The following is a 25,615-nucleotide window of genomic DNA, read 5'->3' on the forward strand; positions in this document are numbered from 1 at the left end:
CGCCCACGTCAGCCCGCCGGGGGCTCGAACGCGTAGCCCACCCCGTGCACGGTACGGATCAGGTCGGGCCCGAGCTTGCGGCGCAGCGCCTTGATGTGCGAGTCGACGGTCCGCGTCCCGCTCGCGTCGGCCCAGTCCCAGACCTCGGCGAGGAGCTTCTCGCGGGTCTGGACGGTCTTCGGTGCGCTCGCGAGCATCACGAGCAGCTCGAACTCCGTCGGGGTCAGGTGGACCTCGTCGCCCGCACGGTGCACCCGGCGCTGGGCCCGGTCGATCGTGACGTCCCCGGCGACGAGCGGCGGGTCGGCGGGCGCGGCGGCGGCGGCCTGCGCGGCCCGCTCCACCCGGCGCAGCAGCGCCTTGACGCGGGCGACCAGCTCGCGCATGGAGAACGGCTTGGTCATGTAGTCGTCGGCGCCGACACCGAGACCGATCAGCATGTCGGTCTCGTCGTCACGAGCGGTCAGCATGAGGATCGGTGTCGGGTGGTCCGCCTGGATGCGGCGGCACACCTCCAGGCCGTCGAGGCCGGGGAGCATGACGTCGAGCACCACGGCGTCGGGGTGGAGCCGTGCGGCGGCGTCGACGCCGGAGATCCCGTCCCGAGCGACCTCGACCCGCCACCCTTCTGCCGAGAGGCGTTGGGCGATCGCCGTCGCGATCGCCGGCTCGTCCTCGACGACGAGGACCGTGGCATTCTGCTGGCCCTGTCCCGGGTTGGTCGCACTGGTGGTCATAGGCCCATCTTGCACTCAGAACCTGGGTGTTCGCTGGGGATGCGCTGGCGTGGCGGCGGGACGGGACGCTGCGTCGACTCCGAGATAGCATCGGTGCCACGATGGACGACAGTCGATATCCCGGCCCGCGAGGCCTGCCGTGCTGACCGAGACGATCATGATCACCGTCGGCGTCCTGCTCACCGCAGGGACCGCGATCTTCGTGGCGAGCGAGTTCTCGCTCGTGACGCTGGACCCCGCGGTCCTCGGCAGCGACGACGAGGAGGGCGACAGTCCACCGCCCGGCCGGAAGGTCCCCGATCGTCGGGACCGCATCGTCCGGGCCGGGCTCAAGCACCTGTCCACGGAGCTCAGCTCCGCGCAGGTGGGCATCACCGTCACCACCGTCCTCCTCGGCTACACCGCGCAGCCGGCCCTGCTGAGCCTGTTCGGTGCCGGGCTCGCCGCGACGCCACTGGGGACCGCCGTGTCCGGGGTCCTGGCCGCTGTCCTCGCGCTGCTGGTCGTCAACGCGTTCTCGATGCTCTTCGGCGAGCTGATCCCGAAGAACTTCGCCCTCTCCGCGCCGCACGCCACCGCGCGGACCGCCGTCCCGTTGCAACGGGTCTTCACGATCGTGTTCGGCCCGCTCATCGCGGTGCTGAACGGCTCGGCGAACGCCATCCTGCGCCGGCTCGGGATCGAGCCGCGCGAGGAGCTGTCCGGCGCACGGTCCGCGACCGAGCTCCTGTCGCTCGTGCGGCGGTCGGCGCAGGAGGGCACCCTCGAGGAGGGCACCGCCACCCTGCTGGCCAACTCGCTGGAGCTCGAGGGCCTCGTCGCGCGTGACGTGATGACGGACCGCACCCGGATGTCCGTCGTCCGGCGCGGGACGAGCGCTGCCGAGGTCGTCGCCCTGGCCCACCGGACCGGGCACTCCCGGTTCCCCGTCATCGGTGACGACCGCGACGACATCGTCGGCCTGGTGCACCTGCGCCGGGCCGTCGGGGTCCCGTACGCCAAGCGGGACGAGGTACCCGCCGGCGCGCTGATGGTCGACGCCCCGCGGGTGCCGGACACCGTCAACCTCGGCCCGCTGCTCGTCGAGCTGCGCGGGCTCGGGCTGCAGATGGCGGTCGTGGTGGACGAGTACGGGGGGACGTCGGGCGTCGTGACCCTGGAGGACGTCGTCGAGGAGCTGGTGGGCGACGTCGCGGACGAGCACGACCGGCGCCGCGGCGGGACGGCGCGCGCGGCGGACGGTTCCTGGATCGTGCCGGGCGTCCTCCGGCCGGACGAGCTGGTCGAGACGACGGGCCTGCGAGTCCCGGAGGGCTCCTCCTACGAGACGTTGGGCGGGCTCGTCATGTCCCACCTCGGCCGACTCCCGGAGGTCGGTGACAGCATCGAGGTCGACGACGTGAGCCTTCGCGTCGAGCTGGTCGACGGCCGTCGCGTCGAGCGCCTGCGCGTCCGGGGGGTGGCCCGATGAGCACGGGGACCGCACTCCTGATCGGGCTGCTGCTGCTCGTCGCCAACGCCTTCTTCGTCGGGGCGGAGTTCGCCGTCCTGTCCGTGCGTCGCAGCACGATCGAGCCGCGGGCCGAGGCGGGGGAGAAGCGGGCGCAGATCGTGCTGTGGGCGATGGAGCACGTCTCGCTCATGCTCGCGTGCGCCCAGCTCGGGATCACCGTGTGCTCGACGGGGCTCGGGATCATCGCCGAGCCCGCGCTGGCGCACCTCCTGGAAGGGCCGTTCGCGGCCCTCGGCATCCCGGAGCAGCTCGTGCACCCGGTGGCGCTCGTCATCGCCCTCAGCATCGTGGTGTACCTGCACGTGGTGCTGGGTGAGATGGTGCCCAAGAACCTCGCCGTCAGCGGCCCGGAGACGGCGGCGCTGTGGTTCGCGCCGCCCCTGGTGCTGGTCGCCCGGGTGCTGCGGCCGATCATCGTGGCGCTCAACTGGGTGGCCAACCACGTGATACGCCTCCTCGGGGTCGAGCCCAAGGACGAGGTGGCCTCGGCGTTCACCGCCGAGGAGGTCCAGTCGATCGTCGAGCACTCGCGTGCCGAGGGCGTCCTCGCCGACGAGCAGGGCCTGCTCTCGGGGGCGTTCGAGTTCTCCTCGCGCACGGCGCGGGACGTCATGGTGCCGCTCGACTCGCTCGTCACGGTGACGCCGGGGGCGACGCCGGACGACGTCGAGCACCTCGTCTCACGTACGGGCTTCAGCCGCTTCCCGGTGGTCGACGCACCGGACGAGGGCGTGCCGGGGGCCCTGGTGGGCTACCTCCACCTCAAGGACGTGCTCTACGCGACCAACGGCGACCGGGACCGGCCCGTGCCCGCGTGGCGGGTCCGCGCCACGGCGCAGGTCGGCCCGGACGACGAGGTCGAGGACGCGCTGCGGGCCATGCAGCGATCAGGTGCGCACCTCGCCCGGGTGGAGGACGGGCCGCGCACTGTCGGCGTCGTCTTCCTCGAGGACATCCTCGAGGAACTTGTCGGCGAGGTCCGCGACGCGATGCAGCGGCTGCGGTGAACAGGTCTTGAACAAGGAGGACTTGGCGGTGGGCCACGTCACGGCTAAGGTGCGTGACGGATCGACCACGGCGTCGGCGTGAGCTCGCCGTCGTCGGTCCGTGAGGACGTGAGACCAACAGCTCGAGAGGGTGTCGCACGGGCGCGGCACGAGAGGCACGGAGGTGGCGTGGACACGACGTCTCAGGGCGATGGCCCCGTTCCGCGCTCCCGGCGTGAGATCCGGGAGGCGGCCGAGGGGCGCTCCGGACGCCCTCCTCGCCGTCGGACGTCGAGCGCGCCGAAGAGCCGCGGCAGAGGTGCGCACGCCGCGCCGACGGGGCACACGTGGGTCACGCGCGCCACGGTCCTCGGATCCCTCGCGGCCGCCACCATCGCCGTACCGCTGACCGGCGCGGCGGATGCGGACGAGCGTTCGCCCTTCGACCTGGACACGGCGCCCACCGGGCCCTCGACGCTGTCGTTGCTGCAGTCGGGTGCGAAGACGCCCGGGACGGCGGCCGCGATCGCGGCGGCGCCTCGCGAGCGGAGCGTCGCGGCCGCCGCCAGCCGGACCACCGAGCGTGACCCGCTGCCGGACTGCGACGCCGGCACCCAGGTCGAGGGCTCCAACGGCCAGCTCACCGACCACTCCCTGTGCGACCTGTGGCAGAGCGGTGAGCAGCTGCGCCCGGACGCGGCGGTCTCGCTCAGCGCGCTCAACGAGGCGTTCCGGGCGCGGTTCGGCCGGGACCTCTGCCTCGTGGACAGCTATCGCTCGCTCTCCTCGCAGTACTCGGTGAAGGCGAGCCGTGGCTTCCTCGCCGCGACCCCGGGCACGTCGATGCACGGCTGGGGGCTGGCGATCGACCTGTGCTCCAAGGAGACGGGCAGCGCCGAGGTCTACAAGTGGCTGTGGGACAACGCCCCGGCCTACGGGTGGGAGAACCCGCCGTGGGCGCAGCGCGGCGGTTCCGGCAAGTACGAGCCCTGGCACTTCGAGTACCGGGCCGGCGTCGAGGAAGTCTCCACCTGGCACTGAGCCCCGCCCGCCGCGAGGTAGTACCGCCCGACCGCGAGGTAGTGCGGCGGCCGCCGAGGGCAGACGGCTACGGTGACTCGAGCCGCTGGTTCTCCCCGAAGTCCTCCCGGAAGCGAGGCCCGGTCCGTGCGAGCTCCTGCGCGTGGTCGGCGGCCCACTGCCCGTACGGGCCGACGGCGAGCGACTCGTTGGAGAACCGGCGGTCGTCGGTGATCTCGGTGACGCAGAAGTCCGGGATCTGCAGCTCCGTCACGGGCCCCGAGCGTTCGCACTCCGCGACGACGAGCGGGCTGTTGGCTCCGCCGAAGACGTCGACGGACCACCCGTCCGCACCCAGCCACACCGCGTACCGGGTCTTGACGACGCGCGCGCCACCGCGGCGCACCAGCTCGACCCCGACCAGCGGGTCGAGCTGGCGCTCCGCCTCGTACCGGGTGCCGCCGGCGGACGGCCCCTTCACCGTGACGGCGGCGAAGTCGAACTGCTCCCGGTGCGCAGCGATGATCTCGGCGGGGTCGCTCTCGCCGTCGACCCCGACGTCGATGCCGCCCGCCTGGATGCGGACCCGCAGCGCGTAGCCGCCGTCCGACAGGAAGTACGACTGGACGATGAGCGACGGGGCGTCGCGGAGCACGTCAGGCAGCCGCCGGACGAGGAATCGGCGCTCGAACTCGAAGTCGGAGTAGCTCGTGGACATGGCCCCGACACTACTGCCGCGCGCTGCTACGGCGACGGCACCTCGCGACGCTCGGGGCCGACGTACTGCGAGAGCGGGCGGATCAGGGAGTTGGCCGCCTGCTGCTCGGCGACGTGCGCCGTCCAACCGGTCACCCGCGCGGCGACGAAGAGCGGGGTGAACGTCGGGGTGTCGAAGCCCATGAGGTGGTAGGCCGGGCCGGCGGGGTAGTCGAGGTTGGGGTAGATGCCCTTGCGCTCCACGAACGCCGACTCGAGCGCGGTGTAGAGCTCGGCCAGGTCGGGGCGGTCGTAGTGCGCCACGAGAGCGTCCAGCGCTGCCTTCATCGAGGGCACCCGCGAGTCACCGTGCCGGTAGACCCGGTGGCCGAACCCCATGACCTTGCGCTTGGCGGCCAGGGCCTCGTCGAGCCAGGCCTCGGCCCGGTCAGCGGTGCCGATCTCGGAGAAGGCGTGCATCACGGCCTCGTTCGCCCCGCCGTGCAGCGGCCCCTTGAGGGCACCGATCGCGCCGGTGACGGCGGAGTACACGTCCGACAGCGTCGAGGCGATGACCCTGGCGGTGAACGTGGAGGCGTTGAACGAGTGCTCGGCGTACAGCACGAGGGAGACGCGGAACGCGTCGACGACGGCGTCGTCCGGGACCTCGCCGAACGTCTGCCACAGGAAGTTGCGCGCGTAGTCGAGGTCGTCGCGCGGGGCGACGGGCTCGAGGCCGTGCCGCCGGCGCTGGCTGTACGCGACGATGCCGGGAAGCTGAGCGAAGAGGTAGACGGCGCGGCCCTGGTTGAGCTCGGGGTCCAGGATGCCGTCCTCCCGGCCGAGCGTGTCGTCCAGGCCACCGAGCTGGCTGACGGCGGTGCGCAGCACGTCCATCGGGTGCGCCTCGACCGGCACGTCGTCGATCGCGCGCCGGGTGCGGTCGTCCATGGGGCGCAGCGACCGTTCGAGCCGCTGGAGCTCGGCCAGCTCCGCGTCGGTGGGCAGCTCGCCGTGCCAGAGCAGGTGGGCCACCGCCTCGAACGGCTGGCTCGTGGCGAGGTCCTGGACCGGGTACCCGCGGTACAGCAGGGAGTTGGTCTCCGGGTCGACCTTCGAGATCGCGGTGGTGTCCGCGACGACTCCGGCCAGGCCCTTGCGGACGTCGGACGGGGTTCGGGGCTCGGTCATCGGTGCTCCTTCGCTCTCAACGACGCCCGGCGCGGGTGGCGCGCCGGTTCAGACGGGGCGGTGGTGGCTGTGGTGCGTCTCCAGGGAGAAGTCGTACACCCCGGCGTCGAACGTGCTGTACGCGGGGTAGTCGAGGAGCTCGTAGAGCTCGGCGCGGGTCTGCATGCTGGGCACGTGCGACGCGAGGGACCCCTCGGTCCGCAGGTCGTCGAGCGCGCGATCCGCGGCGCCCATCGCCAGGCGCAGCAGGGAGACGGGGTAGATCACCAGGGCGACCCCGGCGTCGCGCAGCCGGGCGGCGGTGAACAGCTCGGACTTGCCGAACTCGGTCATGTTCGCGAGCACCGGGACGTCCAGCGCGGCGGCCACGGCCGCGAACTCGTCGAGGTCCTGCATGGCCTCGGGGAAGACGGCGTCGGCACCGGCGTCGACGAGGGCCTGGGCGCGCTCGATCGCCACCTCCAGCCCGGCGCCCGCGCGGATGTCGGTGCGGGCCATGATCAGCAGGTTCTCGTCGCGTCGGGCGGTGACGGCGGCCCGGATGCGCTGGAGCGCCGTGGCGTCGTCGACCACCTGCTTGCCGTCGAGGTGCCCGCACCGTTTGGGGTTGACCTGGTCCTCGATGTGCAGGCCGGCGACGCCGGCGTCCTCCATCGTCTGGACGGTCCGGGCGACGTTCATCGCCTCGCCGAACCCGGTGTCGGCGTCCACGAGGGTCGGCAGGTCGGTCATCCGGGCGATCTGCCCGGCGCGGCCGGCGACCTCGCTCAGCGTGGTGAGCCCCACGTCGGGCAGGCCGAGGTCGGCCGCGACGACCGCACCCGAGACGTAGACGCCGTCGAACTCCTTGGCCTCGATCAGTCGGGCGGAGAGCGGGTTGAACGCGCCGGGAAGCTGCAACAGCTCGCCGGAGCGCAGGCGCTCGCGCAGCGCGGCGCGCTTCGCCGCGGGGGTCTGCGTCGAGTACAGCATCAGAAGATCCCGGGGACGACGGCGGCACGGGCGGCCGGGTCGTCGGCCGGCGTCACGGTCAGCCCGGCCAGCTCGTCGGCGCCGAGCTCCGGCAGCCGCTGGGCGAGGTCCAGGAAGCGCTCGATCTCGTCGCCGGCGAGGACCCCGTCGGCCAGCGTGCGGAACTTCTCCACGTACTGCGCCCGGCCGAACGGCCGCGCACCGAGCGGGTGGGCGTCGGCGACGGCGATCTCCTCGACGACACGCGTGCCGTCGGCGAGCTCGATCTCGACGCGCCCGCCGAACGACTTCTCGTCCGGGTCGGCCGAGTGGTAGCGGCGGGTCCACTCGGGGTCCTCCGCCGTGGTGACCTTGCGCCACAGCTCGATCGTGTCGGGGTGCCCGGCCCGCTCGGGCGCGTAGCTGCCGACGTGGTCCCAGGCGCCGTCCTGCAGCGCCACGGTGAAGATGTACGGGATCGAGTGGTCGAGCGTCTCGCGGCTGGCGGTCGGGTCGTACTTCTGCGGGTCGCCGGACCCGGAGCCGATGACGAAGTGCGTGTGGTGCGAGGTGTGCAGCACGATCGAGCGCACGGCCTGTGGCTGCCGCAGCTCGGGGCGCTCGCGGCCCAGGCGACGCGCGAGGTCGATCCACGCCTGCGCTTGGTACTCGGCGGAGTGCTCCTTGGTGTAGGTGTCGAGGATCGCGGTGCGCGGCTCGCCGCGGGCGGGCAGCGGCACGGTGTAGCGCGCCTCGGGCCCGGAGAGCAGCCAGGCGATGAACCCGTCGGAGCCCTCGTAGATCGGGCTGGGGGAAGTTTGCCCGCGCATGGCCCGGTCGACCGCCTCGATCGCCATCTTCCCGGCGAACGCGGGGGCGTGGGCCTTCCACGTCGAGATCTCGCCCTTGCGCGACTGCCGCGTGGCGGTGGTGGTGTGCAACGCCTGCCCGATCGCCTGGTAGACCGTCTCGGTCGACAGGCCCAGGAGCGTGCCGATGCCGGCCGCGGCACTGGGGCCGAGGTGGGCCACGTGGTCGATCTTGTGCTCGTGCAGGCAGATGCCCTTGACCAGGTCGACCTGGATCTCGTAGCCGGTGACGATCCCGCGCAGCAGGTCGGCGCCGTCGCGGCCCAGGTGCTGCGCGACCGCGAGGATCGGGGGGATGTTGTCACCCGGGTGCGAGTAGTCCGCGGCGAGGAAGGTGTCGTGGTAGTCGAGCTCGCGCACGGCGACGCCGTTGGCCCAGGCCGCCCACTCCGGGCTGGTGAGCTCGCGGCTGCCGACGATCGTGGCACCGGAGCCGCCGCGTGACACGGGGTGCGCCTCGGCCTGGGCCCGCGCCGCGAGGATCGGTGCGCGGCCCAGCGACGCCGTCGCGACGGCGGCGTTGTCGATGATGCGGTTGATCACCATGTCGGTCACCGCGTCGGTCGGGTCGGCCTGCTCGGTGGCGACCTCCGCGATCTTCCAGGCGAGCTGGTCGGTGCGGGCCAGGGGCTCGTCCGACCCGTAGGTGCGCACGGTGTGGTCGATCATGGGTCCTCCGGGTTGCGGGGAGCGGTGGCCACGCGGACCGCCGGGTCGTGCGGAACCACGTGTCGTCGTCGTCGTCGACTGCTGCCTGGAACCTAACGTGTGGGTCCGACGGCGTCCAAGCGGACGTGGCAGGCGCGTCGTGAAGACGTCGTGACGACGCCGGTGGGGACGAGGAAGGCCCGCACCGTGGGTGCACGGTACGGGCCTCGAGACGGTGCGCCTGGAGGGACTCGAACCCCCGACCTTCTGCTCCGGAGGCAGACGCTCTATCCACTGAGCTACAGGCGCGGGTACCGGACGGTTCGCACGAGGCGACCCTTCGGCACGGTGACCGAGACTATCACCGCGGATGTGCAGGTCGGAAACAGGACCGTGGGACGGGAGCCGGCCGCCGTCGCCGGGCCGATAGAATCCCCCGGTGACACCCGACGAGCTCTCGCAAGCACTCAGCACCGCCCTCGCCTCGGCCGTGGCCGACGGCGCCCTCGCGCTCCCCGCCGACGCGGTCCCGGCGTCGGTGCACGTCGAGCGACCCCGTCAGCGCGAGCACGGGGACTGGGCGACGAACGTGGCGCTGCAGCTCGCGAAGAAGGCGGGAACGTCGCCGCGGGCCCTCGCGGAGGAGCTCGCGGGCCGTCTCGGTGCCACGCCGGGCATCCAGGCCGTCCACGTCGCCGGTCCCGGGTTCCTCAACATCACGCTCGACGCGGCCGCGGCCGGCGAGCTCGCCCGCACGATCGTCGAGACGGGCGCCGCTTACGGGCGCGGCGACTCCGAGGCCGGCAAGCGGGTCAACCTGGAGTTCGTCTCCGCGAACCCGACCGGGCCCATCCACATCGGCGGCGTGCGGTGGGCCGCCGTCGGCGACTCGCTGGCCCGGGTGCTCGAGGCCAGCGGTGCCGAGGTGGCGCGCGAGTACTACTTCAACGACCACGGCGCGCAGATCGACCGCTTCGCGCGGTCGCTGCTGGCCCGGGCGCGTGGCGCGGCGGCGCCCGAGGACGGCTACGGCGGGCAGTACATCTCCGAGATCGCGGACGCGGTGATCGCCGACGCGCTGGCCGCGGGCGAGCCGGACCCGCGCGAGCTGCCCGACGTCGAGGCCCAGGAGGTCTTCCGGGCCCGCGGCGTCGACCGCATGTTCACCGAGATCAAGGCGTCGCTGCACGACTTCGGCGTGGACTTCGACGTGTACTTCCACGAGGACTCCCTCCACGAGTCCGGCGCCGTCGACCGCGCGGTCGCCCGGCTGCGGGACGCCGGCCGGATGTTCGAGAAGGACGGCGCCACGTGGCTGCGCACCACCGAGTTCGGGGACGACAAGGACCGGGTGGTCCTCAAGTCGGACGGCGAGGCCGCCTACATCGCCGGTGACATCGCCTACTACCTCGACAAGCGCGAGCGCGGGTTCGACGAGGTCATCATCATGCTCGGCGCGGACCACCACGGGTACGTCGGCCGGATGATGGCGGTGTGCGCCGCGTTCGGCGACACGCCGGGCACCAACCTGCAGCTCCTCATCGGCCAGATGGTCAACCTCGTGAAGGACGGCCAGCCCGTCCGGATGTCCAAGCGCGCCGGGACCGTGGTCACGCTGGAGGACCTGGTCGACGCCGTCGGGGTCGACGCGGCCCGCTACTCGCTCGCGCGGTCGTCGGTCGACTCCACCATCGACCTCGACCTGGACTTGCTCACCCGCGCCACGAACGAGAACCCGGTCTACTACGTGCAGTACGCGCACTCGCGGACCTGCGCGGTGGACCGCAACGCGGCCGACCGCGCGGTGTCGCGGCAGGACGGGTTCGACCCGTCGCTCCTGGACCACGCGACCGAGGCGGCGCTGCTCGGCCGCCTCACGGAGTTCCCGCGGATCGTCGCGCAGGCGGCCGAGCTCCGTGAGCCGCACCGGGTCGCGCGGTACCTCGAGGCGCTCGCCGGTGACTACCACACGTGGTACCAGCAGAAGGACCGCCGCGTCCTGCCCTACCCGGACGAGGCGGTCCAGGACGTCCACCGCACCCGTCTGTGGCTGAACGACGCGGTGCGCCAGGTGCTGGCCAACGGCCTCGCCCTGCTCGGCGTGACCGCGCCGGAGCGGATGTGAGCGCCGTGCCGACCGGGCAGCAGGCGCTGCCGACGGGCGGGCCGGGCGCCGCCGGCGAACCGTGGTCCGCGGGCGTGCGGCGTCGCCAGGACGGCGAGGTCGAGGTCGCCGGCGTCCCGGTGAGCGAGCTCGCGTCCGAGCACGGGACGCCGGCCTACGTGCTGGACGAGGCCGACTTCCGTGCCCGTGCCCGGGCGTACCGGACGGCGTTCGAGGCCGCCTTCGGGGAGGTCGGTGCCGGCGTCGACGTCTACTACGCCGGCAAGGCGCTGCTGACTGTCGCCGTCGCGCGCTGGGCCACGCAGGAGGGCCTGCGGGTGGACACCGCCTCGGGCGGCGAGCTCGCGGTGGCGCTGCGGGCCGGCGTCCCGGGCTCCGCGATCGGGCTGCACGGCAACAACAAGTCCGACGCCGAGATCCTCGCCGCGCTCGACGCCGGGGTGGGCCGGCTCATCGTCGACTCGTTCGTCGAGATCGACCGCGTGGCCGAGCTGGCGGCGTCGCGCGGCGTCACCGCCCCGGTCATGGTGCGGGTCACCACGGGCGTGCACGCGGGCGGCCACGAGTACATCTCGACGGCTCACGAGGACCAGAAGTTCGGGCTCTCGGTCAACCCGGCGTCCGACGGCGGCACCTCGCCGGCGCTCGCGGCCCTCGAGGCCGTCGTGGCCCGGCCCGAGCTGGAGCTGCTGGGCATCCACTCGCACATCGGTTCGCAGATCCTCGACGCCTCGGGCTTCGAGGCGGCGGCGCGGGTGGTGCTGCAGCTGCGCGCCGACCTGGCGGGCCGGACCGGGGTGCTCGTCGACGAGGTCGACCTCGGCGGCGGGTACGGCATCGCCTACCTGCCGGGCGAGCAGGCGCTGGAGCCGGCCCCGGTGGCCCGCTCGGTGGCTCGTGCTGTCGCCACGGCCTCCCGGGAGCTGGGCACGTCCCTGCCGCGGTTCTCGATCGAGCCGGGGCGGGCGGTGGTCGGGCCCGCGGGGCTGACCCTGTACACGGTCGGGACGGTCAAGCCGGTGGCGGTCACGGCCCCGGCCGACGACGCCCCGGAGGGTGCCACGTTCACCCGCCTGTACGTCTCCGTGGACGGCGGCATGAGCGACAACATCCGCCCGGCCCTCTACGGCGCCGACTACCACGCGGAGATCGTGGGCCGGGAGTCGACCGCCGCTCCGGTGCTGTCCCGTGTGGTCGGCAAGCACTGCGAGAGCGGTGATGTCGTCGTCCACGAGGTGATGCTGCCGGGTGACGTCCAGGCCGGCGACCTGCTCGCGGTGGCGGCCACGGGCGCTTACGGCCGGTCGATGGCCTCGAACTACAACGGCCTGACGCGCCCGCCCGTGGTGGCCGTGGCGGACGGCGCCTCCCGCGTCGTCGTCCGGCGCGAGACCCTCGAGGACCTCCTCGGGCTCGACCTCGGCTGACGGCGCCGCCGACGACCTCGCACGACGACCCCGCGCGCGCGGCCCCACCATGCGGGACGGTGGGGCCGCCGTCCGCCGGGCGTGGCTATCCTGAGCCACGTCCTTCCCGTTCTCGACCAAGGTGGTTTCGTGCCTGCTGCAGCTGACCTGCCCACCGTGCCCGCGTCGTCGGGCCCTTCGCGGTCCGAGGTGCGGCCCCTGCGGGTCGCGCTGCTCGGCTGCGGCGTGGTGGGGACCGAGGTGGCGCGCGGGCTGCTGGAGAACTCCACCGAGCTCGCCGCGCGCGCCGGTGCGCCGCTGGAGGTCGTCGGCATCGCGGTCCGCGACGCCTCGCGGCAGCGGGAGGGCATCCCCGCCGGGCTGCTCACCGAGGACGCCGAAGGGCTGGTGGCCGAGGCCGACGTCGTCGTCGAGCTGATGGGCGGCATCGAGCCGGCGCGCACCCTGATCCTGCGTGCCCTCGCCCAGGGCGCCAGCGTGGTCACCGCGAACAAGCAGCTCCTCGCCGAGCAGGGACCGGTCCTGTTCGAGGCGGCGGACGCCGCCCGGGCCGACCTCTCCTTCGAGGCGGCCGTGGCCGGCGCCATCCCGATCGTGCGGCCCGTGCGCGAGTCGCTCGCCGGCGACCAGGTCCAGCGCGTCCTGGGCATCGTCAACGGCACCACGAACTATGTCCTGGACGAGATGACCACCCAGGGACTCGATCTCGAGGACGTGGTCAAGCGGGCACAGGAGCTGGGGTACGCCGAGGCGGACCCGACCGCCGACGTCGACGGGTTCGACGCCGCGGCGAAGGCCGCCATCCTCGCCTCCCTGGCGTTCCACACGCGCGTCTCGATCCACCAGGTCGCGCGTGAGGGGATCCGAGGCATCACCCGCGACGACGTCGACTGGGCCCGCCGGACCGGCTACGTGCTCAAGCTGCTCGCCATCGCGGAGCGGACGTCGGAGGGCGTGGCGGCCCGTGTCCACCCGGCGCTCGTGCCGACGGACCACCCCTTGGCGGCCGTGCGCGGCGCGTTCAACGCCGTCTTCGTGGAGGCCGAGTCGGCCGGTCCGCTGATGTTCTACGGGCAGGGTGCCGGTGGCAGGCCGACGTCGTCGGCGGTGCTCGGCGACCTGGTGTCCGCGGCGCGGGACCGGCTGGTGGGCGGCAAGGGGCCTCGTGAGTCGGCGTACGCCTCGCTGCCGGTCCTGGCGGCCGACGCTGCCGTGACGAGGTACCAGGTACGCCTGGAGGTGGCGGACCGCACGGGCGTGCTCGCCCAGGTGGCCGGGGTCCTCGCCGACCACGGGGTCTCCATCGACACCGTCCGTCAGAGCGAGGCGCTGACCGCGTCCTTCGAGGCGGAGCCCGCCTCGGAGCCTGCGGCGGAGGTCGAGCCCGAGGAGACCGAGCCGGTCGCTCGTCTGGTCATCACGACCCACGCGGCGCGCGAGGCGTCGCTGGCCGCGACGGTCGCGGCCCTGGACGGGCTCGATCCCGTCCGTCAGATCACGTCCGTCCTGCGAGTCGAGGGAGTCTGAGAATGCCGGCACACCAGTGGCGGGGTGTCATCACCGAGTACGCCGACCGCCTGCCGGCCCACGTCACCGAGAAGATCGTCACCCTGGGGGAGGGCGGCACCCCGCTCGTCGAGGCCCCCGCGCTCTCGCAGCGCACGGGTGCCGAGGTGTACGTCAAGGTCGAGGGCATGAACCCGACGGGCTCCTTCAAGGACCGCGGCATGACGACGGCGATGTCGGCGGCGGCCGGCCGCGGCGCGAAGGTGGTGGTGTGCGCCTCGACGGGCAACACCTCGGCGTCGGCGGCCGCGTACGCGACCCGAGCGGGCATGACCTGCGCCGTGCTCGTCCCCGAGGGCAAGATCGCGATGGGCAAGCTCAGCCAGGCGATCGCGCACGGTGCTCGGCTGCTCCAGGTCGACGGAAACTTCGACGACTGCCTCGTCGTCGCGCGCAAGCTGGCCGAGGCCTACCCGGTCGAGCTGGTGAACTCCGTGAACCCGGACCGTATCGAGGGCCAGAAGACGGGTGCGTTCGAGGTGGTCGACGCGCTCGGCGACGCCCCGGACGTCCACGCGCTGCCCGTGGGCAACGCCGGCAACATCACGGCGTACTGGAAGGGCTACCGCGAGTACGCGGGCATCGTCACCAGCGAGCACGGCCCGGGCTCGGCCCCGCAGGCCGTCGCCACGCGCACACCGGCGATGTGGGGCTTCCAGGCGGAGGGTGCGGCGCCGATCGTCAAGGGCCATCCCGTCGACCCCGAGACCGTCGCGACCGCGATCCGGATCGGGAACCCGGCTTCGTGGGCCCAGGCGGAGGCCGCGCGCGACGACTCCGGCGGCGTCATCGAGGCCGTCTCGGACGCGGAGATCCTCGCGGCGCACCGACTGCTCTCGGCCGACGTCGGGGTGTTCGTCGAGCCCGCCTCGGCGGCCGGCGTGGCCGGGGTCCTTTCCCGTGCGGAGCGAGGTCTGGTGCCGGCCGGTGCCCGCATCGTGATCACGGTGACGGGGCACGGCCTGAAGGACCCGCAGTGGGCGCTGCGCACGCTCGACGGTGAAGAGGTGGCCCCGACCCGCGTGTCGGCCGACGTCGTGTCCGTCGCGGACGCGCTCGGGCTGGAGTGACATGAGGCTCGGTGCCGACCACGTCCTGGTCCGGGTCCCCGCCACGAGCGCGAACCTGGGTCCCGGCTTCGACGCGATGGGACTCGCGCTCGGCCTGCACGACGAGATCGAGGTGCAGCTCGTCGCGAGCGACGAGGTCCACGTCGAGGTCGTGGGGGAGGGCGCCGGCGCGGTGCCCGACGGCGCCGACCACCTCGTGGTGCGCGCCCTGCAGCACACGCTGGAGCTGGCCGGTGCGCCGCTGACGGGCGTCCACCTGCGGTGCACGAACCGGATCCCGCACGGCCGCGGCCTGGGATCGTCCGCGGCGGCCGTCGTCTCGGGAATCGTGGCTGCGCGGGGTCTCCTCGCCGACCCGCAGGCACTGGACGCCCGGACGATGCTCGGTGTCGCCACACAGTTCGAGGGGCACCCCGACAACGCCGCCCCGGCGCTACGAGGCGGTGTCACGCTGGCCTGGTCCGGGGTGGACGGGCCGCGAGCGGTGGACCTGGAGCTCGACCCGCGGATCCGGGCGACGGTGCTCGTCCCGGACGTACAGCTGGCCACCAGCCGCGCCCGGGGTGTGCTTCCCGAGCAGGTGCCGCACGCCGATGCGGCGTTCACCGCCGGACGCGCCGCGCTGCTGGTCGAGGCGCTCGCGCGCCGCCCCGAGCTGCTGCTGGACGCGACGGAGGACCGGCTGCACCAGGACTACCGGGCGGAGGTCATGGCCGCCACGGCGGAGCTCGTCCGTTCGGTGCGTGCCGCCGGGCTGGCGGCGACCGTCTCGGGGGCCGGGCCGACGGTGCTCGTGCTCACGGCCGTCGGGCAGGAGTCGGAGCTCGAGTCCGTCCTCGGGGATCTCCTGGGTGACCCGCACGGGGGAGCCGGCTGGCACGTCGGCCATCCGGCGATCGACACGACGGGCACGACGTGTCGTAGCGCCCCGCATGGGTGGTAGCATGAAGCAAGCCTTCAGCATCGACCACGACGGCACCCACCCCCTCTGCGCCGCGCTCACGCGCGCATCGTCGCAGTCCGAGGTGTGTCAGGGCGCGGCGGCAGCCGTATCGTCACCGACGTCCCGTGCAGGAGGCCGACAGCAACCCCGTCAGCCGACGTCGTCGTACCACTGACGTGAGGTTCCGCGTCCAGGCGCCCCCTGCGCCCGGGCGCCCACCACCCCGGTCCGAGCGGATGAAACCGCCGGACCGCATACGAGGGGGAAGGGTCCTTCGTGACGAACACCACCGACAACCTGAGCTCGATGAAGCTTGCCGAGCTCCAGGCACTGGCGTCCCAGATGGGCGTCAAGGGGACGAGCCGCATGCGCAAGGGCGACCTTGCCGAGACCATCCGCGCCAGGCGCGGGGGCGCGTCCGGCTCGCAGCCCACGACCGAGAAGGCTCCCGCGCAGCAGCGCGGCGCCGCCGCGGTCGAGACCGCCCCGGCCGTCGAGCGGGCCTCGTCCGCCGCTCCGGTCGCCGCCGCGTCCACCGGGACGCCGACGGTGCGCACCGACGCACCGGCCGAGTCCGGGCAGCGTCGCCGACGCGCCACGCGCCCGACCGGCTCCTCGGCCGACGCCGGGGCCGACCGCTCCGGCGGCGCCTCCGGCGAGAGCGGTGCGGACCGGGAGGCGCGCCTCGCCGAGCTCGCCGACGCCGTCGCCGCGCCCCGTGAGCGGGAACAGCGCCAGCGAGGCAACCAGGGCAGCCAAAGGGGACAGGCCGGCCAGGGCAACCAGGGTGGTCAGACCCAGAGCGCCAGGGGCTCCGACCAGGGCGGGGACTCCGAGGACCGCAACCAGGGCGGTCAGGGCGACCGCCAGCGCGGCGGCGACCAGCAGGACCGCAACGGCTCGCGCCGTCGTCGGGGCCGGGACCGCGGCCGTGACCGCAAGCGCAACCGCGGCGGCCAGGGTGGCGGCCGCGGCGGCAACGGCCCCGACCTGGGACCCGAGGAGGTCGAGGTCCGCGAGGACGACGTCCTGGTCCCCGTCGCGGGCATCCTCGACATCCTCGACAACTACGCCTTCGTGCGCACGAGCGGCTACCTGCCCGGCCCGAAGGACGTCTACGTCTCCCTCAACCAGGTCCGCAAGTCGGGTCTGCGCCGGGGTGACGCCGTCGTCGGGGCGATCCGTCAGCCGCGCGAGGGCGAGGAGCCGCCCAGCGGCGGCACCCAGACCGGCAAGAACGTGCGCAGCAAGTTCGCGGCGCTCGTGCGGCTCGACTCCGTGAACGGCATGACGCCCGACGAGGCGCGGCAGCGCTCGGAGTTCAACAAGCTGACGCCGCTGTACCCGCAGGACCGGCTCCGCCTGGAGAACCCCGAGGCGACCCGGCTCACGCCGCGCGTGATCGACATCGTCGCCCCGATCGGCAAGGGCCAGCGTGGTCTCATCGTCTCGCCGCCCAAGGCCGGCAAGACGATCATCATGCAGCAGATCGCCAACGCGATCACCGCGAACAACCCCGAGGTCCACCTCATGGTGGTGCTCGTGGACGAGCGGCCCGAAGAGGTCACCGACATGGAGCGGACGGTCAAGGGCGAGGTCATCGCCTCGACGTTCGACCGTCCGGCCTCGGACCACACGATCGTCGCCGAGCTGGCCATCGAGCGCGCCAAGCGCCTCGTCGAGCTGGGCCAGGACGTCGTCGTGCTGCTCGACTCCATCACCCGCCTGTCGCGCGCCTACAACCTGGCCGCGCCGGCGTCGGGCCGCATCCTCTCCGGTGGTGTGGACGCCGCGGCGCTCTACCCGCCGAAGAAGTTCTTCGGCGCCGCCCGGAACATCGAGGAGGGCGGCTCGCTGACCATCCTCGGTTCCGCGCTGGTCGAGACGGGCTCGAAGATGGACGAGGTGATCTTCGAGGAGTTCAAGGGCACGGGCAACATGGAGCTGCGCCTGTCCCGCAACCTCGCGGACAAGCGGATCTTCCCGGCCGTGGACGTCAACGCGTCGGGCACGCGCCGCGAGGAGATCCTGCTGTCGAAGGACGAGCTCGGGATCGTCTACAAGCTACGGCGCGTCATGGGCGCGCTGGACCAGCAGCAGGCGATCGAGCTCCTGCTCGGGCAGCTCCGCAAGACCAAGACCAACGTCGAGTTCCTCCTGCACGTGCAGAAGACGACGCCGGCGGGCCTCTCGGACGGGGACCCGGGCGAGACCATCTGACGTCACAGCGGAGAACATTCCAGGCGCGCACGCGTTCTGGCACAATGGTTCGTCGGCTGTCCGGTTCACGGCTCGCTGTCCTGCGAGGCGACCCGGCGGCATCACACCAAGGAGCATCATGAAGTCCGGAATCCACCCCGAGTACGTCGTCACCGAGGTGACCTGTACCTGTGGCAACACGTTCACGACCCGCAGCACCGAGAAGTCGGGCAAGATCGCGGCGGACGTGTGCAGCGCCTGCCACCCGTTCTACACGGGCAAGCAGAAGATCCTGGACACCGGTGGCCGCGTCGCCCGGTTCCAGGCCCGCTACGGCAAGAAGTAGCACCTCCGCAGCGCCGGTGGTCCGCCCGACAACCTCTCCAGGGGCAGTCGGACGTCGGACCACCGGCGCTGTCGTGTCTCCCCACCGTCCGTCGGGGGCAAGGAGATCTGCGGACCGACGTCGACGGCCTGCGCGATCCATGAGAGAGAAGAGCTGACGTGACCGAAGACTTCGCGGTGGCGGAGCCCCTGCTCGCCGAGCACGCCGAGATCGAGGGCGAGCTGGCGGACCCGGCGGTGCACGCGGACGCCGGCCGGGCCCGCACGCTCGGGCGACGGTACGCGGAGCTCAACCGGGTCGTGGGTGCGTACCGAACGTGGCAGGCTGCGCGCGACGACGCGGAGACGGCCGCCGAGCTGGCCCGGGACGACGCGACGTTCGCCGCCGAGCTGCCCGCCATGCGGTCGGCCCTGGACGACGCCGCCGAGCACCTGCGGCGGGTGCTCGTCCCGCGCGACCCGGACGACGGCCGCGACGTCATCCTCGAGATCAAGGCGGGGGAGGGCGGCGACGAGTCGGCACTCTTCGCCGGCGACCTGTTGCGCATGTACCTGCGGTACGCCGAGCGGCACGGTTGGAGCACCCAGGTGCTCGAGGCCACCGACACCGAGCTCGGCGGGTACAAGGACGTCCAGGTCGCGATCAAGTCCAAGGGCACGCCTCAGGATCCGGGCGACGGCGTCTGGGCCCACCTCAAGTACGAGGGTGGCGTGCACCGGGTCCAGCGGGTGCCCGTCACCGAGTCGCAGGGCCGCATCCACACCTCGGCCGCCGGTGTGCTCGTCTTCCCGGAGGTCGACGACCCGGGCGAGGTCGAGATCGACACGAACGACCTGCGCATCGACGTGTACCGGTCCTCCGGCCCGGGCGGCCAGTCCGTGAACACGACCGACTCCGCGGTGCGCATCACCCACCTGCCCACCGGCATCGTGGTGTCGATGCAGAACGAGAAGTCGCAGCTCCAGAACAAGGAGCAGGCGATGCGCGTGCTCCGGGCGCGGCTGCTCGCCGCGCAGCAGGAGGCGGCGGCCGCGGCGGCGGCCGACATCCGGCGTTCCCAGATCCGGACCGTCGACCGGTCGGAGCGGATCCGCACCTACAACTTCCCGGAGAACCGGATCGCGGACCACCGCACCGGCTACAAGGCGTACAACCTCGACCACGTGCTGGCGGGGGACCTGGACCCGGTGGTGCAGTCGGCGATCGACGCCGACGAGGCGGCCCGGCTGGCCGCGGCCGGCGATGCCTGACCGCGTGACCGTGCCGGGTGCTGCCGCCCTGCTGCGCGCGGCGACCGCGACGCTCGCCGACGCGGCGGTGCCGTCGCCCCGGGTGGACGCCGAGGTCCTGCTCGCCCACGTGCTCGGCGTGGACCGCGGCGAGGTGCGACGCCTCGCCCTGCTGGACACCCCGGTCGCGAACACCGTGCCCGACGGCGGTGCCCCGGACGACGGCGCCGTCACCGATCGCTTCGCCCGCCTCGTGGCGCGCCGCGTCCGCCGCGAGCCGCTGCAGCACCTCACCGGGTCGGCCGCGTTCCGGCACCTCGAGCTCGCGGTGGGGCCGGGTGTCTTCGTGCCTCGCCCGGAGACGGAGGAGGTCGCCCAGGTGGCGATCGACGCCGCGGCCCGCGCTGTCGCCGACCGGGGCAGCGCCGTCGTCGTCGACCTGTGCACCGGTTCGGGTGCGATCGCGCTGTCCGTCGCGACGGAGGTCCCGGGGGCGGTCGTGCACGCCGTGGAGCTCGACGCCGCCGCTCACGGGTGGGCGGCGCGCAACGTCGAGACGGTCACGTCCGCCGGGGCCGCCGTCGTGCACCTGGTGCGAGGCGACGCCCGGACGGCCCTGACGGAGCTCGACGGGACCGCCGACGTCGTGGTCTCCAACCCGCCGTACGTACCGCCGGGCGCCGTGCCGCACGACCCGGAGGTCGCCGACCACGACCCGGCGGTGGCGCTCTACGGGCTGGGCGACGACGGGCTCGAGGTGCCCCGCGGGGTGACGGCCGCGGCCGTGCGGCTCCTGCGACCCGGCGGCCTCTACGTCATGGAGCACGCCGAGGTGCAGGCCGAGGCGGCTCGCGCGACCGCCGCCCGTGCGGGGCTGGTGGACGCGGTCACCCGACCGGACCTCGCCGGACGGCCTCGGATGGTCGTCGCGCGGCGACCGACGCGTGCACGGGACGCCCTACGAACCGTGACAGACTGGGACGTGTGAGCAGCGTGCACGACGTCACCGACGCGAACACCTGGGGACCCGGCATCGACGAGGCGGTCAACGCGATCTCCCGCGGCGGACTCGTGGTCCTCCCGACCGACACCGTCTACGGCATCGGGGCCGACGCCTTCGACGCCGCCGCGGTCGCCGCGCTCCTGGCGGCCAAGGGGCGGGGGCGCCAGATGCCGCCGCCGGTGCTCGTGCCGGACGCGCGCACCCTGGACGGGCTGGCGACCGAGGTGCCCGACGCGGCGCGGGCTCTCGTCGAGGCCTTCTGGCCCGGCGGCTTCACCATCATCCTGCGTGCCCAGCCCTCCCTGCAGTGGGACCTGGGGGAGACGCACGGGACCGTGGCCCTGCGCATGCCCGACCACGAGGCCGCGCTGGCGCTGCTGCGTCGCACCGGACCGCTCGCCGTCTCCAGCGCGAACCGCACCGGTCAGGCCGCGGCGCGCGAGGCGGGCGACGCCTTCGAGCAGCTCGGGGACGCCGTCCGCTGCTACCTCGACGGGGGGACCGCGCCCGGTGGTGTGGCGTCCACCATCGTGGACGCGACGGGCGAGCACCTGCGCGTCGCGCGCGACGGCGCCGTGTCCCTGGAGCAGCTCCGTGAGGTCGCGCCCGTGCTGGGCGTCGGCGAGGAGACGAGCGAGGTGCCGGCCGGGTGAGGGCCTACCTCCTGGTCATGCTCATCGCCGCGGCGGTGACGTACCTGGCCACCCCCGGAGCGCGGTGGGTCGCCAACAAGACGAACGCCATCTCCGCCGTCCGCGCGCGCGACGTCCACGTGCTGCCGACGCCGCGCCTCGGTGGCCTGGCGATGCTGCTGGGGATCGTCGTCGCCGTGCTGGTCGCCGGGCAGATGCCGTTCCTCGACGGGGTGGCGGAAGAGCCGCAGGTGCTCGGCATCCTCGGGGGAGCGGTCATCGTCTGCCTGCTCGGGTGGGCCGACGACGTCTGGGACCTCGACTGGATGACCAAGCTGGCCGGCCAGGTGCTCGCCGCCGGCTTCATGGCGTTCAACCAGGTCCAGCTCACGTCGCTGCCGACTCCCGGCGGGCTCACCATCCCGTCGGCCAGGCTGTCGCTGTTCGTCACCGTGCTGGTGGTGGTCGTGGCGATGAACGCCGTGAACTTCGTCGACGGGCTCGACGGGCTGGCGGCCGGGATCGTGGCGATCGGCGGCTCCGCGTTCTTCCTGTACACCTACTCGCTCACGACGCAGGCGAGCCCCACGGACTTCTCGAGCCTCGCGGCCATGATGACGGCCGTGCTGGTCGGCGTCTGTCTCGGCTTCCTGCCGCACAACTTCTACCCGTCGCACATCTTCATGGGCGACTCGGGCTCGATGGTGCTCGGGCTGGTCCTCGCCGGTGCGGCGATCTCGGTGACCGGTCGGATCGACCCGACGATCACCGACGCGCTGTCCGGCGCCCAGCGTGCGCCGCTGTTCATCCCCCTGCTGCTGCCGCTCGCGGTCGCGATGCTGCCGCTGCTCGACATGACGATGGCCGTGGTGCGGCGGCTCGCCGCGGGCAAGTCGCCCATGGCCCCGGACCGGATGCACCTGCACCACCGGATGCTGGCCCTCGGGCACTCGCACCGCCGTGCCGTGCTGATCCTGTACGTCTGGACGGCGGTGTTCGCGTTCGGCGCGTCCGCGTTCGTCCGCTGGCGCTGGCAGGTGGTCCTCGTCTGGTTGCTCGTCGCCGTCGTCGTCGCCCTGCTGCTGACGCTCGGACCGCTGCGCACCAGGGGTCGCTTCCTGGACGACGACGTCGCCTCCGGTGCGTTGCCGACAGCGCAGGTAGCCGCCCCGCCCCCCGTGAAACCGCAGTCGAAGGAGTCGGACCATGACCGCACAGCCACCCGCCCCGGACAACCCTGACGAGCCGGCCGGGGCTCCGGGCCGCTCGTTCGACGAGGTCCAGGCCGGCGAGCGCGCCATGCTGCGCCGCGCGATGCGGTGGACGCTCGTCCTCGTGGGGGCGCTCGTGGTGCTGGGCTCTGCCGTCGGTGTGCTCGTCGCGGGGACCGAAGGGCTCTGGGGTGCTCTCGTCGGAGCCGCGCTCGCCGCGCTCTTCTGCGCCACGACCGTCTGGTCGATGCAGCGCACGGTGGGCAAGCCCCCCACGGTGATGGCTGGCGTGGTCATGGGGACCTGGCTGGCCAAGATCGTCGTGCTGGTCGTCGTCCTGGCCGTGCTGCGGGGTGCCGACTTCTACGACCCGTACGTGCTCTTCGTGGTGCTGGCGATCGGGGCGATCGGTTCCGCGCTGCTCGACTACCTGGCGGTCAAGGGTGCGCGGATGCCATACGTCCAGCCCTGACCCCGTGCCCCGGCCGCCCGCGCGGCCCGCCGGTCGGACGCGAGAAAGTGCGGTCGTTCACAAGGCGCAGGATTGCAGCCTCGGATCGTCGTGGATGTGTCGGAGCACGGCACAGCGTCCGGTAGGCTGTACCCGAATCCATGACGGCCAGGTCCGACGGCGTGCCCACGACCGTGGGAGTGCTGCAAGACCTTCGACCTCCGGGAGTCCTCCTGTTTACGTCAGCGACCCCCACGCTGTTCGCCGCCTCCGAGGGTGAGGGCGGCTTCCACGTGCCGTCCATCGACGAGTTCTTCCCGCCGGCGATCCTCTTCGAGGACACGATCTTCCAGATCGACCGGATCTGGATCATCCGTGTCCTCGCGGTGATCGTGCTGCTCGCGGTCTTCGTCGTCGCCGCCCGGCGGGCCAGGCTCGTGCCCGGCCGGTTCCAGGGCGCCATCGAGATGATCCTCGACTTCGTGCGGGTCCAGATCGCTGAGGAGATCCTCGGCAAGGCGAACGCCCGGCGCTTCGTCCCCATGCTGACGACGATCTTCCTGGCGATCCTCGTCTTCAACATCACGGGGATCATCCCGTTCCTCAACCTGGCGGGAACGTCCCGGATCGGTCTGCCGCTGGTGCTTGCCCTGTGGGTCTTCGCCACCTACTGGTGGGTGGGCATCCGCCAGCACGGGCTCGGCGGCTACCTGAAGAACAACCTCTTCCCGCCCGGCATCCCGTGGCCGATCTACTTCATCGTGACGCCGATCGAGCTGCTGCAGATCCTCGTGGTCCGTCCGCTCTCGCTCGCGCTGCGACTCGCGGCCAACATGATCGCCGGGCACATCATGCTCGTGCTGTGCTTCGCGGCGACGCACTTCTTCCTGCTCGAGGCGGCTCCGGCCCTCAAGGGGATCGGCGTGCTCACGCTCGCCGGCGGTTTCGCCATCACGCTGTTCGAGATCCTGGTGGCGCTGCTGCAGGCGTACATCTTCGCCCTGCTCGCCGCGGTCTACATCAGCCTCTCGCTGGAGGAGGAGCACTGACCTCGCGGTCGGCTCCTCGACTGATCACGCCCACCACCCACACAGACGCAAGTCAGCGACGTCGGACCGCCGGTCCGTCGCCCAACGGAAGGAAACCCAGTGGACGTCACCACCCTCGCCGAGGTCACCGGTAACCTCAACGCTGTCGGCTACGGCCTCGCCGCCGTCGGCCCGGGCATCGGCCTCGGTATCCTCATCGGCAAGACCATCGAGGGCATGGCCCGTCAGCCCGAGGTCGCCGGCCAGCTGCGCGCCACCATGTTCCTCGGTGTCGCGTTCGTCGAGCTCCTCGCGCTCCTCGGCCTCGTCGCCGGCTTCCTGTTCCCGGCCGCGTGATGGCGGCGGCGCAGAACGCCGCCCCGGTCATCGTGGCGGCGGAGGGGACCGCGGAGGGCATCGACCTCTTCATCCCCGCCTGGTACGACATCATCTGGTCGTCGGTCGTCATGCTCGTCATCGCCGTCGTCTTCTACAAGTACGTGCTGCCGAAGTTCCAGGCCGTCCTGGACGAGCGCACGGCGAAGATCGAGGGCGGCCTCGCCAAGGCCGAGAAGGCGCAGGAGGAGGCCGCGGCAGCGCTGGCGGAGTACCACCAGCAGCTCGCCGAGGCTCGCGCCGAGGCGTCGAAGACCCGCGAGGAGGCCCGCGCCGAGGGCACGGCCATCGTCGCGGAGCTGAAGACGAAGGCCAGCGACGAGGCGGCGCGTATCGTCGAGACCGCACACCGGCAGATCGAGGCCGAGCGGCAGTCCGCGGCGGTCTCGCTGCGGGCCGAGGTCGGCACGCTGGCCACCGAGCTCGCGTCGAAGATCGTCGGCGAGTCCCTCGAGGACAGCGCGCGCCAGTCGCGCGTGGTCGACCGGTTCCTCGACGAGCTCGAGGCGGACCAGTCGGCGACGACGAGCGTCAAGGAGGGCTGATGCGAGGAACGAGCGGAGCATCGCTGGCGGCCGCCCAGGAGCGGCTCGAGCCGGTGCTGCGGTCCGCGGCCGGCGAGTCGGTCACGCTCGGTGAGCAGCTGTTCGCCGTCGTGACCGCGCTCGACGAGTCCGGTGCGCTGCGCCGCTCGCTCGCGGACCCGTCGCGGAACGGTGAGGACAAGGCACGCCTCGTGTCGGCCGTGCTGACCGGGTTCGACGAGCGTGTGGTCGACCTCGTGTCGGGTCTCACCCGGTCGCGCTGGTCGAGCGACGCCGACCTGGTCGACGCCGTCGAGCGGCTCGGCGTGGACGCGCTGCTGGCCGCGGCGGAGTCGCGCGGTGCGCTCGAGACGGTGGAGGACGAGCTCTTCCGCCTGACGCGTGCGCTGGTCGGTCAGCGCGAGGCCCGGCAGATCCTGTCCGACGAGACCACCGACCCGGCCCGCCGCACGGCGCTGGTCGACGCGCTGGTCGAAGGCAAGGTCGACGAGGTCACGCTGGCGCTGGTGCGTCGCGCGACCACGACGCTGCGCGGCCGCCGGTTCGTGCCGACGCTCACGTGGTACGGGGACGTGGCGGCCGAGCGCCGCCAGCGCCTCGTCGCCACCGTGACGAGCGGCTCGGTGCTGACCGGGGCGCAGGAGCAGCGTCTCGGCGAGATCCTCGAGCGCGCCTACGGCCGCCCCGTGCAGCTCAACGTGACGGTCGACCCGGCCGTCGTGGGCGGGCTGCGAATCCAGGTCGGCGCAGACGTCGTCGACTCCACCGTGCTGTCCCGCCTGGCTGACGCCCGTCGCCGGCTGGCCGGCTGATCCATTCGACGCCCAGCCGGC

Annotated in this window: 24 protein-coding genes and 1 tRNA gene; 19 read left to right on the plus strand and 6 right to left on the minus strand. The window is 72.7% G+C overall.

Translation table 11 applies throughout. The features are described from left to right. Positions 1–8: 8 nt before the first annotated feature. Positions 9–737, minus strand: coding sequence for a response regulator transcription factor (locus tag ACWAT2_RS10810; protein WP_402375777.1), 729 nt, complete (start codon positions 735–737; stop codon positions 9–11). A gap of 139 nt (positions 738–876) precedes the next feature. On the opposite strand from ACWAT2_RS10810, the gene ACWAT2_RS10815 reads away from it, so the two are divergent. From ACWAT2_RS10815 to ACWAT2_RS10825, 3 genes are all read left to right on the plus strand, one after another. Next, complete coding sequence (locus ACWAT2_RS10815) at positions 877–2,208, plus strand: hemolysin family protein (RefSeq protein WP_402375775.1); 1,332 nt, start codon at positions 877–879, stop codon at positions 2,206–2,208. Further along, positions 2,205–3,257 carry a hemolysin family protein gene (locus ACWAT2_RS10820; RefSeq protein WP_402375773.1) on the plus strand — a complete coding sequence of 351 codons (1,053 nt, stop codon included), beginning with the start codon at positions 2,205–2,207 and terminating at the stop codon, positions 3,255–3,257. The genes ACWAT2_RS10815 and ACWAT2_RS10820 overlap by 4 nt, the downstream gene beginning before the upstream one ends. A 168-nt stretch (positions 3,258–3,425) precedes the next feature. Further along, positions 3,426–4,277, plus strand: coding sequence for a M15 family metallopeptidase (locus ACWAT2_RS10825; RefSeq protein ID WP_402375771.1), 852 nt, complete (start codon positions 3,426–3,428; stop codon positions 4,275–4,277). 67 nt (positions 4,278–4,344) lie between these two features. Here ACWAT2_RS10825 and ACWAT2_RS10830 read toward each other — a convergent pair whose 3' ends face one another. The 5 genes from ACWAT2_RS10830 to ACWAT2_RS10850 form a co-directional block, all read right to left on the minus strand. Then, positions 4,345–4,974, minus strand: coding sequence for a CYTH domain-containing protein (locus tag ACWAT2_RS10830; RefSeq protein WP_402375769.1), 630 nt, complete (start codon positions 4,972–4,974; stop codon positions 4,345–4,347). A 26-nt stretch (positions 4,975–5,000) separates the two neighbouring features. Then, a complete protein-coding gene (locus ACWAT2_RS10835; RefSeq protein ID WP_402375767.1) occupies positions 5,001–6,143 on the minus strand; it encodes a bifunctional 2-methylcitrate synthase/citrate synthase in 1,143 nt (380 codons plus the stop codon). A 48-nt stretch (positions 6,144–6,191) separates the two neighbouring features. Next, complete coding sequence (gene prpB / locus ACWAT2_RS10840) at positions 6,192–7,115, minus strand: methylisocitrate lyase (protein ID WP_402375765.1); 924 nt, start codon at positions 7,113–7,115, stop codon at positions 6,192–6,194. Continuing rightward, positions 7,115–8,632, minus strand: coding sequence for an MmgE/PrpD family protein (locus tag ACWAT2_RS10845; RefSeq protein WP_402375763.1), 1,518 nt, complete (start codon positions 8,630–8,632; stop codon positions 7,115–7,117). Before ACWAT2_RS10845 ends, prpB begins: the two co-directional genes overlap by 1 nt. A 215-nt stretch (positions 8,633–8,847) precedes the next feature. Further along, a tRNA-Arg gene (locus ACWAT2_RS10850) sits at positions 8,848–8,920 on the minus strand. A gap of 130 nt (positions 8,921–9,050) precedes the next feature. Between ACWAT2_RS10850 and argS the strand changes: the two genes are divergently transcribed. The 16 genes from argS (at position 9,051) to ACWAT2_RS10930 (ending at position 25,594) form a co-directional block, all read left to right on the plus strand. Further along, positions 9,051–10,736, plus strand: coding sequence for an arginine--tRNA ligase (gene argS / locus ACWAT2_RS10855; protein ID WP_402375761.1), 1,686 nt, complete (start codon positions 9,051–9,053; stop codon positions 10,734–10,736). After that, positions 10,733–12,163 (plus strand): diaminopimelate decarboxylase, encoded by a 1,431-nt coding sequence (gene lysA, locus ACWAT2_RS10860; protein ID WP_402375759.1) that lies wholly within the window; start codon positions 10,733–10,735, stop codon positions 12,161–12,163. The genes argS and lysA overlap by 4 nt, the downstream gene beginning before the upstream one ends. Before the next feature lie 147 nt (positions 12,164–12,310). Next, the gene (locus tag ACWAT2_RS10865; protein WP_402375909.1) at positions 12,311–13,690 is read left to right on the plus strand and encodes a homoserine dehydrogenase; all 1,380 of its coding nucleotides are present in this window, start codon (positions 12,311–12,313) and stop codon (positions 13,688–13,690) included. Positions 13,691–13,692: 2 nt separating this feature from the next. Continuing rightward, positions 13,693–14,799, plus strand: coding sequence for a threonine synthase (gene thrC / locus ACWAT2_RS10870; protein WP_402375757.1), 1,107 nt, complete (start codon positions 13,693–13,695; stop codon positions 14,797–14,799). A 1-nt stretch (position 14,800) separates the two neighbouring features. Then, positions 14,801–15,742, plus strand: coding sequence for a homoserine kinase (gene thrB / locus ACWAT2_RS10875; RefSeq protein WP_402375755.1), 942 nt, complete (start codon positions 14,801–14,803; stop codon positions 15,740–15,742). A 306-nt stretch (positions 15,743–16,048) separates the two neighbouring features. After that, positions 16,049–17,962, plus strand: coding sequence for a transcription termination factor Rho (gene rho / locus ACWAT2_RS10880; protein WP_402375907.1), 1,914 nt, complete (start codon positions 16,049–16,051; stop codon positions 17,960–17,962). Between the two features lie 118 nt (positions 17,963–18,080). Further along, entirely contained in the window at positions 18,081–18,287 is a 207-nt protein-coding gene (rpmE, locus tag ACWAT2_RS10885) for a 50S ribosomal protein L31 (protein WP_106268919.1), read from the plus strand. Between the two features lie 158 nt (positions 18,288–18,445). Beyond that, positions 18,446–19,537: a peptide chain release factor 1 gene (gene prfA, locus ACWAT2_RS10890; protein ID WP_402375753.1), complete on the plus strand. Its 1,092-nt coding sequence runs from the start codon at positions 18,446–18,448 to the stop codon at positions 19,535–19,537. Next, positions 19,530–20,504: a peptide chain release factor N(5)-glutamine methyltransferase gene (gene prmC / locus ACWAT2_RS10895; protein WP_402375752.1), complete on the plus strand. Its 975-nt coding sequence runs from the start codon at positions 19,530–19,532 to the stop codon at positions 20,502–20,504. The genes prfA and prmC overlap by 8 nt, the downstream gene beginning before the upstream one ends. A 5-nt stretch (positions 20,505–20,509) precedes the next feature. Then, positions 20,510–21,172 carry an L-threonylcarbamoyladenylate synthase gene (locus ACWAT2_RS10900; protein WP_402375905.1) on the plus strand — a complete coding sequence of 221 codons (663 nt, stop codon included), beginning with the start codon at positions 20,510–20,512 and terminating at the stop codon, positions 21,170–21,172. Then, positions 21,169–22,392, plus strand: coding sequence for a glycosyltransferase family 4 protein (locus tag ACWAT2_RS10905; protein ID WP_402375750.1), 1,224 nt, complete (start codon positions 21,169–21,171; stop codon positions 22,390–22,392). The genes ACWAT2_RS10900 and ACWAT2_RS10905 overlap by 4 nt, the downstream gene beginning before the upstream one ends. Beyond that, positions 22,358–22,834, plus strand: a complete 477-nt coding sequence (locus ACWAT2_RS10910; RefSeq protein WP_402375748.1) for a Cg1360 family ATP-synthase-associated protein — start codon at positions 22,358–22,360, stop codon at positions 22,832–22,834. Before ACWAT2_RS10905 ends, ACWAT2_RS10910 begins: the two co-directional genes overlap by 35 nt. 140 nt (positions 22,835–22,974) lie before the next feature. After that, positions 22,975–23,862, plus strand: coding sequence for a F0F1 ATP synthase subunit A (atpB, locus tag ACWAT2_RS10915; RefSeq protein ID WP_402375746.1), 888 nt, complete (start codon positions 22,975–22,977; stop codon positions 23,860–23,862). Positions 23,863–23,961: 99 nt separating this feature from the next. Then, positions 23,962–24,198, plus strand: coding sequence for an ATP synthase F0 subunit C (locus tag ACWAT2_RS10920; RefSeq protein ID WP_098464265.1), 237 nt, complete (start codon positions 23,962–23,964; stop codon positions 24,196–24,198). Further along, complete coding sequence (locus tag ACWAT2_RS10925; RefSeq protein WP_402375744.1) at positions 24,198–24,782, plus strand: F0F1 ATP synthase subunit B; 585 nt, start codon at positions 24,198–24,200, stop codon at positions 24,780–24,782. The genes ACWAT2_RS10920 and ACWAT2_RS10925 overlap by 1 nt, the downstream gene beginning before the upstream one ends. Further along, positions 24,782–25,594 (plus strand): F0F1 ATP synthase subunit delta, encoded by an 813-nt coding sequence (locus tag ACWAT2_RS10930; protein ID WP_402375742.1) that lies wholly within the window; start codon positions 24,782–24,784, stop codon positions 25,592–25,594. The genes ACWAT2_RS10925 and ACWAT2_RS10930 overlap by 1 nt, the downstream gene beginning before the upstream one ends. Positions 25,595–25,615: the final 21 nt, after the last annotated feature.

The organism is Isoptericola sp. GX10416, assembly GCF_056590155.1.